This is a genomic window from Clostridium sp. HV4-5-A1G (assembly GCF_900184915.1).
Lineage (GTDB): Bacteria > Bacillota > Clostridia > Clostridiales > Clostridiaceae > Clostridium_B > Clostridium_B aromativorans.
The window spans coordinates 1-9,731 of sequence record NZ_FXYI02000136.1 but is presented as its reverse complement, the minus strand read 5'-3'; the positions used below and the strand labels follow the sequence as shown (position 1 = coordinate 9,731).

9 protein-coding genes and 1 pseudogene are annotated in these 9,731 nt (G+C 36.6%); 6 read left to right on the top strand and 4 right to left on the bottom strand.

Annotated features, from left to right (window positions below; all coding sequences use genetic code 11):
• Window positions 1–315: 315 nt before the first annotated feature.
• From ilvA to J5G60_RS13365, 4 genes and pseudogenes are all read left to right on the top strand, one after another.
• A pseudogene (ilvA, locus tag J5G60_RS13380) lies at window positions 316–1,305 on the top strand (threonine ammonia-lyase); the annotation flags it as partial.
• A gap of 327 nt (window positions 1,306–1,632) precedes the next feature.
• Window positions 1,633–2,895 carry a double-cubane-cluster-containing anaerobic reductase gene (locus J5G60_RS13375; protein ID WP_150357423.1) on the top strand — a complete coding sequence of 421 codons (1,263 nt, stop codon included), beginning with the start codon at window positions 1,633–1,635 and terminating at the stop codon, window positions 2,893–2,895.
• A gap of 243 nt (window positions 2,896–3,138) precedes the next feature.
• Window positions 3,139–3,390, top strand: a complete 252-nt coding sequence (locus tag J5G60_RS13370) for a DUF3343 domain-containing protein (protein ID WP_150357425.1) — start codon at window positions 3,139–3,141, stop codon at window positions 3,388–3,390.
• Between the two features lie 50 nt (window positions 3,391–3,440).
• Window positions 3,441–4,199, top strand: a complete 759-nt coding sequence (locus tag J5G60_RS13365) for an acyl-CoA dehydratase activase (RefSeq protein ID WP_150357427.1) — start codon at window positions 3,441–3,443, stop codon at window positions 4,197–4,199.
• Between the two features lie 148 nt (window positions 4,200–4,347).
• Here J5G60_RS13365 and J5G60_RS13360 read toward each other — a convergent pair whose 3' ends face one another.
• The 3 genes from J5G60_RS13360 to J5G60_RS13350 all read right to left on the bottom strand — a co-directional run bounded on the left by J5G60_RS13360 (window position 4,348) and on the right by J5G60_RS13350 (window position 5,792).
• Window positions 4,348–4,596, bottom strand: a complete 249-nt coding sequence (locus J5G60_RS13360) for a spore coat protein (protein ID WP_150357429.1) — start codon at window positions 4,594–4,596, stop codon at window positions 4,348–4,350.
• A gap of 12 nt (window positions 4,597–4,608) precedes the next feature.
• Window positions 4,609–4,794 carry a hypothetical protein gene (locus J5G60_RS13355; protein WP_150357431.1) on the bottom strand — a complete coding sequence of 62 codons (186 nt, stop codon included), beginning with the start codon at window positions 4,792–4,794 and terminating at the stop codon, window positions 4,609–4,611.
• Window positions 4,795–4,916: 122 nt separating this feature from the next.
• On the bottom strand, window positions 4,917–5,792 hold the full coding sequence (locus J5G60_RS13350) for an SDR family oxidoreductase (protein ID WP_150357433.1): 876 nt from the start codon (window positions 5,790–5,792) through the stop codon (window positions 4,917–4,919).
• A gap of 217 nt (window positions 5,793–6,009) precedes the next feature.
• Here J5G60_RS13350 and J5G60_RS13345 point away from each other — a divergent pair, with 217 nt between their 5' ends.
• Window positions 6,010–6,942, top strand: coding sequence for a DMT family transporter (locus J5G60_RS13345; RefSeq protein WP_150357435.1), 933 nt, complete (start codon window positions 6,010–6,012; stop codon window positions 6,940–6,942).
• A 99-nt stretch (window positions 6,943–7,041) separates the two neighbouring features.
• A complete protein-coding gene (locus tag J5G60_RS13340) occupies window positions 7,042–9,045 on the top strand; it encodes an oxidoreductase (protein ID WP_150357437.1) in 2,004 nt (667 codons plus the stop codon).
• Between the two features lie 24 nt (window positions 9,046–9,069).
• Here the strand turns inward: J5G60_RS13340 and J5G60_RS13335 are convergent, their stop codons facing one another.
• Window positions 9,070–9,651: a class D sortase gene (locus J5G60_RS13335; RefSeq protein WP_150357439.1), complete on the bottom strand. Its 582-nt coding sequence runs from the start codon at window positions 9,649–9,651 to the stop codon at window positions 9,070–9,072.
• Window positions 9,652–9,731: the final 80 nt, after the last annotated feature.

Below are 9,731 nucleotides of genomic sequence, written 5' to 3'. Positions count from 1 at the left end.
GAGAAATATTTTATTCATTAACTTTAAAATATGATTCAAATAATTTAATTAAATTCTACAAAATTAAATTGTATAAAATAAAAAAATATGTTATTATAGACTTGAAATAATGATTCATATGTGCATAAATTACATTTTCATATATGTGTAAGAATTCGACAAACATATTGTAGATATGAAAACGTTTATCACATAAAATACCTAATCATATATATTTACAGGACTTTTTTAAATAAATGAATTTTTTTATGCATAAATTACATATATATGAAGGTACGTAAACAATTAAAATAATATTGACAGGGGGAATGAGTTATGGAACTAAATCTAGAAAGGATCAAAAAGGCTAAAGAAAATATTAAAGATGTAGTAAGGGAAACTCCTCTTTTTTACACCAGTACTTTTTCCAAAAAATGCGGCTGTAATCTGTACTTGAAATGTGAGAATAAACAGAAAACAGGAGCTTTTAAATTAAGAGGTGCATATAACAAGTTGGTTAATCTGAGTGAAGAGGATAAGAAAAAGGGAGTTATAGCTTCTTCGGCGGGTAATCATGCTCAGGGAGTTGCCTATGCTTCGACGGCTTTTGGAGTAAAATCTACAATTGTTATGCCTGCTACTGCACCTAAAGCAAAAGTTGAAGCTACTAAGGGTTATGGAGCTGAAGTAATTCAGGCAGGCCAGGTTTACGATGAATGTTATGCTAAGGCAGTAGAAGTTCAGAAGGAAACGGGAGCTACTTTTGTTCATCCGTATAATGATGTGGATGTAATGGCAGGTCAGGGAACTATAGGAATCGAAATATTGGATAAATTGCCTGAGGCGGATGTAGTGATAGTTCCAATAGGTGGAGGTGGATTGATATCAGGTGTTGCTACGGCAGTTAAATCCATAAAACCTTCCATAAGAGTTATAGGAGTGCAGCCTGAGATCATAGCTTCTACTAAAGTTTCAATGGAACAGAAAAAAGTAGTCACACTCCCTGGTGCAAAGTCCATAGCTGATGGTACATCTGTCTGTGCCCCTGGAGATAAATGTTTTGAATATATTCAAAAGTACGTAGATGAAGTTGTAGCTGTGAGTGAGGAAGAAATAGCATTTGGAATGTTTTCGTTAATGGAAAGAAACAAACTGATAGCTGAAGGTGCTGGTGCACTGCCCCTGGCAGCTTTACTGGCTGGAAAAGTAAGCGGAATAGAAGGCAAAAATGTAGTAGGGCTTGTAAGCGGTGGAAATGTAGATATAGCTACTGTTGCAAAAATAATAGAAAAAGAATTGGAGAAAAATAGTCGCTTATTGCAATATTCTTAGATTTGTTGGAATAAGTACTCTATATAGCATTTTATTTTAATTAAAGGCAGGTATGTAGACATCAGGAAAATTCTTTCCTGATGTCTTGTAGTTTATCAGGTGATCTTTGAGTACAGTAAAAAGCTAATAGTGAAAGTTGTATAGTTAACAAAAATTCGACATAATTAAAATTAATGATCAATGATATGTCTATAATATAATATGATAAATGCAGATGATTATTTATGATACCATAAAAGTGTACCGAATTATATCCAGTAAGACATCGGGAGATACCTGGTGAAGAAGTTAGTTTATATTAAATAGAGGAGGGAATAAATATTGGCTGATTATAGGGAACTTTGGAGCAAACTTGGGGTCGATTTGGAAAAGCATGATGAGTTGTGTGCTGTGCTGCCAAAATTATATGAGGGAACATATCTCACTCAAGAAAATAGACCTGAGAGGATGAATTATTTTAATTCTGTATTGGCTGAAATACATGGATTTAGAATTAAAGAGTTGGACGAGCATAAGAAAAATGGCGGGAAAGTAGTCGGAACCTTTTGTGTATTTGTACCAGATGAAGTTATACTTGCAGCAAATGCAATAGGAGTAGGGCTTTGTTCAGGATCTCAATTTTGGGTTGAAGACGGTGAAAAGGTTTTACCTAGGAATATGTGTCCTTTGATCAAAGCATTCATGGGGGCAAAAGTGGGAGGAACATGTCCTTATTTTCAATCCTGCGATATGGTAATTGGAGAGACAACCTGTGATGGAAAAAAGAAAGCCTGGGAAGTATTGAATGATTATGTGCCGGTACATGTTATGGAACTTCCCCAGATGAAAAGGGAAAAGAATTATGATCAGTGGATAGGGGAAATAAAGGATTTTATAGGCAAGATGGAAGAACTTACCGGAAATAAGGTTACTGTTGAGAGCCTAAGAGAAGGCATAAAAATTATCAATTTAAAGAGAAGGGCATTGAAGAGATTGTATGGCTTGAGAAAATATAAACCTTCTCCAATAAGCGGACTAGATGCACTTTTGATATCTCAGGTTGCATTTTTTGATGATCCACAGAGATTCACAGAAAAATTAAATGAGCTTTGCGATGAATTGGACGAGAGAGTAAAAAGTGGGATGAAGGATGAAGGTAAAAAGAGGGTTATGATAACAGGAACTCCTATGGGACTTCCCAACTGGAAACTTCATTCCATTGTAGAGAGCTTAAATGCGCAGATAGTAGTTGAAGAGACCTGTACCGGCACAAGATATTTCGAAAATGAAGTGGACGAAAAGGGAGAAACCCTGGAAGATTTGATTAAAAATATAGCAGACAGGTATATGAAGATAAATTGTGCCTGTTTTACGCCCAATACGGGCAGAATTGATGATATAATAAAATATGCAGGTGAATACAATGCAGATGGAGTAATAGATGCCAATCTTTCTTTCTGTCATACTTATGCTGTAGAACACAGGGATGTGGAAAGAGCATTAAAAGAGAAAAACATACCTGTTATGCAGATAGAAACAGATTATTCCACAGAGGATTCCGGACAGATAAAGACCAGAGTTGAGGCATTTTTGGAAATGATTTAGATTGACTGCGCGGTGTAGCTGAAAGATCAAGTGATTCTTAGGTTCAGATAGAGTTTGCTTATAAGGAATGCTTACTCCATCTGAACCTTAGAAGAACTTATCCAGGCGCGTAGCAGTACTTATCGTAAGCTTTAAGAAGTTGGAGTATTAGCAATGGTAGCGTTCGGATAAAAAAATGCCTGAAGCTTTTTAAAAGAGAATCTTCAGGCATTTTTTGAATTTTTTAATAAAGGAGTTGATGGGGTGGATACTGTAAGATATTATATACTGTTTCCCTGCCATACAGAAGGTATAAAAATGGAAAAATTGTTAAAGAAAAATAAAATTAGATATACAATTGTACCTACTCCAAGAGAGATTTCATCTTGCTGTGGAATATCTATAATGTATAATAAAGAAGACGAAGAAAAAATAAAGGAATTGATATACAATTATAATGTGAAAACCCTTGGATTACATTCTGTAAATAAAAAAATAGTAAATCCTTATTTATAGCTGTGAAGGTTACTGTAAAATGATATTCTTGTAGATAAAGGTGGTATTTTATGACTTGTGTAGGAATAGATATAGGCTCTACGGCTTCAAAAGTTTGCATATTTGATAAAAAAATCCAAAAATTATTTGTACTTCCCACAGGATGGAGCAGTGTTAAAGTTGCCGGCGATATAAAACTCCGTCTGAAGAACATCGGATTTACAGGGGAAAATTGTAAAATAGTTGCTACAGGTTATGGAAGAGTATCTGTTCCATATGCCCATAAGACAATAACTGAAATTACATGTCATGGAAAGGGAGCTTTCTATCTTTTTAAAAATGACTGTACTGTGATCGACATAGGCGGGCAGGATACCAAGGTGATTACTGTGAAAGACGGTAGAGTCACCGGATTTACAATGAATGATAAATGTGCTGCTGGCACGGGAAGATTCCTGGAACTTATGGCAGGCACTCTGGGATTGGAAATAGAAGAACTATGCGAAAGGGCAAAACATGGAAATGGGATAACCATAAGTTCCATGTGCACTGTATTTGCCGAATCCGAAATAATAGGACTGATAAGCAGCGGAAGTAAAAGAGAGGACATAGCTTTTGGCATAATAGATTCTATCACAAGTAAGGTGAAATCTCTCTGCCAGAAACATGGAGAGGGGTTTAATTACTTTTTAACAGGGGGTTTGAGCAATAACGAATATATAATGGACAGTCTTTCTAAAAAACTTAAGCAGCCTGTCAAGAGCCACAAATATGGAAGATATGCAGGAGCCATTGGAGCAGCTCTTGCAGCAGGGGAACTGAAGCTTTGATTTGTGAAGTTAACTTTCTGTGTAAAAATAAGTATCAGTGAAAACTGATACTTATCAAATGATTATAATTTTAGGGAGTACTGCTATCTTTGATATTTGTCGCTGCTCGAATTTACTGAATTTTTGAAAATTAAGATGCAGAGCAGTGCTATTGTCCCATTAACTGCGATTTTACCTGCTGAACGTCACTGCTGTCAGCCATCATTGCAGGCTTATAATAGCCTTTTGATTGGGCAAGCCTATAGAGTTCATATTGAGATGTTTCGCAGTTGTTTCTAATCTGTTGAATAGTTGATCTGAGATTGGGATTAGCACATTCAGCTATTACATTGGCATAGGTTGTTAATTCACCTTTGGCCATGGAAAGTGCGTCGTTTATCATTACTTTGTCTTGCATGTTTTTTACCTCCTAATTTAGAAATGACATTAATTGTTGTTTTGTTTTTTGGGCATCTTGTGCTGATTTTTGAAAGTATGATTTCACCTGTGGATCAGTACAATTCTGCATGTATGCCTGCATTTTTTCATAAGCTGTTTCGTGAGCTCCAATGAGATGTCTCAGATTTTGAAGTTCCTGTTGATTTAACTGTGACATAGTGTATATTTCTCCTTTCATATTTTTATTTACCAATATCTATTATCTTTAATTTTAATTTAATTATGCAGAAGTATAAAAAATTAGCGGGGATAATTTTAGAAATTTTATGTACATATAGATCAGCCTCCTATAAAATCACCGCCATTTACATGTATGGTTTCACCGGTGATGTAAGAAGCTTCGGATGACGCCAGGAATACGTAGGCGGATGCCAGCTCTACCGGCTGACCTGGCCTGCCTATGGGTGTAGTAGAACCAAATTCACCAACTTTTTGTGCATTGTAGGAAGAGGGTATGAGAGGTGTCCATATAGGTCCCGGTGCTACGGCGTTGACCCTTATATTACTGCCTATAAGTGACAGCGCCAGAGAACGGGTAAAGGACACAATTGCACCTTTTGTAGAAGAATAGTCGATTAGGTCCTTACTCCCCCTGTAGGCTGTTATGGAAGCTGTATTTACTATGCAGCAGCCTGGTTTGAAATATGGCATTATTGCCTTGGTAATATAAAACATGCTGAAGATATTTGTCTTGAATGTTTTTTCCAGCTGTTCCTCTGTTATATCTTCGATGCTGTTTTGTGGAAATTGTACTGCTGCATTATTTACGAGTATATCTATTTTGCTGTAGAACTCTATGGTTTTTTCAACGGCGGTTTTACAAAAATTGTGATCTGAAACATCTCCGGGAATTAAAAGACATCTTCTTCCTGAATTTTCTATAATTTTTTTTGTATCCTCCGCATCTGAATGTTCATTATAGTACACTATTGCCAGATCCGCACCTTCTTTAGCAAAAGCTATGGAAACCGCTTTTCCTATTCCACTGTCCCCTCCTGTAATTAAAACTGTTTTATCCTTCAGTTTATCCGAACCTTTATATTCAGGGTTTTCGCTTATTGGCTTTGGATTCATCTCGGATTCCACTCCGGGCTGTTTGATTTGTTTCTGCTGTGGAATGGATTTTGTAAAATTTAAATAAAAATCATTGTTCATCTTTAAAAACTTCCTCCTAATTTAAACTTTCAATAATAGTATGTATAATTGTAAGAATAATATCCTAACCAGAATAGTGCATATAAAAATGTTTTCATCCTGTAAGGCCAATTCAAGTGAATTCAAATGTAAGTTGACAATTTATCATGACGGGTATACTCTAAAAAATGTGTTCGAATTTGTTGATTGACATTTATATTTGAAAGGAAGACGTGAATTGGGATATATTTTTATTGGCTTGACTGCGGTGATTTTCAGTACCATGGAGATTACGGGAAAACTTATAGTTGGAGTAAATCCGCTTCAGCTGAATTTTTTAAGGTTTTTAATAGGTGGTTTATTTTTAGTGCCCTTTGCTCTTAGATCCATGAAATATAAGAAGATCAAACTTAAGAAAGAGGATTTCCTCTACTTTGTGATGACAGGATTTTTATGCGTGGTAGTCAGCATGTCATTTTTCCAGCTGGCAGTTACATATACAAAAGCATCTACTGTAGCAATAATTTTTAGTACTAATCCGGTATTTACAATTATCCTTGCTTATTTTGTTTTAAAGGAAAAGATGAACAGGGGAACTGTTATATCAGTTGTGTTGAGTATAGTAGGCATGGTTTTTATATTGAATCCTTTTGGGATAAACAGTGATATGAAGGGAATATCATTTGCCTTTCTCTCTGCAGTATCTTTTTCAATATATGCTGTAATAGGAAAGCTGAGATCGGAGAGATATGGGTGCATGGTTTTAAACTGCATGACTTTTTTGACAGGAGATATAATCATGTTTTTTCTAATGCTGATATCCAAAATGCCTGTCATTATAAATTTCATAGGTACTAATGAAAATTTAAGGTTTATGGCAGACATTCCTATTTTTTATGGAATAAGTTCTGTCAATATAATTCCTGTAATGTTTCTTGGAATTGTAGTAACCGGGATGGGATATATGTTTTATTTCCTTGCAATGGACAAGACTTCAGCATCTATGGCTTCCATGGTTTTCTTTATTAAGCCGGTTTTGGCACCAATTTTTGCACTCATTGTATTGGAAGAGACAATACTTGCAAATACTACAATTGGAATATGCTTTATTTTGATTGGATCTTATTTTTCAGTCGGCTGGAGGGGTAAAAGCGTTTTGGCAAAAGATTAGGTATTGTGGTTATAAAATTAGTATTCTACAGTATATTTAAACTAAAGAGGGAAAATATAAAATAGAGTTTAAATATATAAGTAGGAGGTAAAAATTAATATGAAAAACAAATCCTTGTTTCAGCCTATTAAAATAGGAAAGGTGGAAATAAAAAATAAAATATCCATGGCTCCCATGGGAGCTTTTGGGCTTGTGGATAATGAAGGGTGTTATAACCAGAGAGCTATAGACTATTATGTGGAGAGGGCAAAAGGCGGAACGGGCCTTATTATAACAAGTATTACCAAAGTGGAAAATGAACTGGATAAGGTGGTACCTGGTATAATTCCCATTATATCAATAAATCCAGGTAGATTTTTGATGACATCTTCTGAGATGGCGGAGCGGGTTCATGCCTACGGTTCAAAGATATTTTTGCAGCTTACCATGGGTTTCGGAAGAAGCGGTGCACCAGGTACACTTTTGAGAGCACAGCCTGTATCTGCATCGGATATTCCTAATTACTGGGATCCTACTGTCACCTGCAGAGCCCTTACTACTTCGGAAGTTGAATGGATAGTGACAAAATTTGTTGAAGGTGCTGAAATTGCACGACAGGCAGGGTTTGACGGAGTTGAAATACATGCAGTGCACGAGGGGTATCTGCTGGATCAGTTTACTCTTTCAATATTTAATAGGAGAACTGACAAATACGGTGGTGATCTGAGAGGAAGGCTTCAACTTCCCGTAGAAATAGTACAGGGAATAAAGGCTGAAGTGGGGGATGATTTTCCTGTGGGTCTGAGATACAGTGTAAAGAGCTGTATAAAGGACTGGAGGCAGGGTGGACTTCCGGAGGAAGATTATATTGAAAAAGGCAGGGATCTGGAAGAAGGCATTGAGGCTGCAAAAATACTTGAGACTGCGGGATACGATGAACTTAACACTGATTTGGGTACATATGATGCCTGGTATTGGTCACATCCGCCTCTCTATCAAAAAGATGGATTATATTTGCCTTATACGAAGGAATTGAAAAAAGCTGTTAATATTCCCGTCATAGTTGCAGGCAAACTTGGGAATCCGGATCTTGCGGAGAGAGCTCTTGATGATGGTTCTGCGGATATGATCGGGCTCGGAAGACCTCTTCTCTGTGATGCATACTGGCCGAAAAAAGCTCTTGGGAATCATCCTGAAAGAATTCGTCCCTGTATCGGATGCCATACAGGATGCCTTGGAAGAGGATTTGAGGGGAAACCATTGAGCTGTACCGTAAATCCTGCGGTTGGAAGAGAGAGGTATTATGAAATAAAGCCTGCAATTAAAAGCAAGAAGATCATGGTTGTAGGAGGAGGAATTTCAGGAATGGAAGCGGCCAGAGTTGCTGTTATGAGAGGACACAATGTTACACTCTATGAAAGCACTAATGAACTTGGCGGAGAAGTTATTCCAGGATCTGTACCGGATTTTAAGCTGGATGACAGGAGGCTGCTTGACTGGTATAGAAATGAGATGAAAGAACTTAAAGTTAAAATAATATTTAACACTAAGGTAACGGAGGATATGGTGCAGAAGGAAAAGCCTGATGCTGTGATCATTGCAACGGGAGCGAAAGATATTAGACTCAAATTACCTGGCATAGAAAAAGATAAAGTTTCAACAGCAGTTGAAATTTTAAACGGCAGTAAACAGTCAGGAGAGAATGTACTCATGATAGGCGGCGGACTTGTAGGATGTGAAACTGCTCTTTACCTTGCAAAACAGGGTAAAAAGGTGACAATTGTAGAAGCCAGAGACAGTGTACTAAATGCAGGAAAGCCGATTCCACACATGAATAAAATAATGCTGATTGATCTTATGAAAAAGTATAATATAAAAATTATTACGGGAAATTCTCTGCTGGAAGTGACTGAAGACGGTGCAGTTCTTATTGACAGCAGTTTTAAGAAACAAAATATATCTGCGGATACCGTTATAATTGCCGTTGGCTTCAGGTCTGACAGAGAACTCTACGACAAACTCAATGGTAAGATAGCGGATTTATACCTTGTGGGAGATGCCTATGAAACTGCCAATATAATGGAGGCAATCTGGAGCGGAAATGAAATAGGACTCAACTGTTAACTATTAATTGTTAATTATTAATTGTTAATTATCCAGTCTTGCACTTATTACAAGCCTGTGTGTGGCCACCCTTATGGGAGTGCAGGTGATGAGAGTCATAGTTGCATCTTTGGTGGGATTTAGTACATTTACTTCATCAGGAAGAACGACTTTTGTATTGTATACCTTGTATTTATAGGATCCCTTCACCGTTTTCACCCTGATCTCATCACCTGTTGTAAGTTCATCCAATCTGTTGAAATATTGCCCGAAAGTATAGCTCCTGTGGCCTGCTAAGGCAAAATTTCCCTTTTCTCCGGGCATTGCAGTTCCCTTGAAATGTCCCACGGCATACCTTAATGTATTCATGTCAGTTCCCTCTCCTACTGCTACCTTCAAATCTATTTTTGGTATGATGAGAATACCAACCGTGCCGTAATTTACAGAAGAATCGGCACTGTCTTTGGAAATTTTGACCTTTCCTTTATGTTCTTTAATTTTCTGCTCGTAGTTTTTTACCATATTATTCTGTGTATATCTTGTCCAATATTTAGTTCCAAAGGCATATACAAGTATTGAAATGCCTATAAGAATGAGTATTAAGCCTATTATATTTACTTTTTTCAATGGACTTCCCTCCAAATATTAACGTAAATTCTAAATAAAATAACAATTATATTAAAAAAATAATTATATAAGCCATGTTA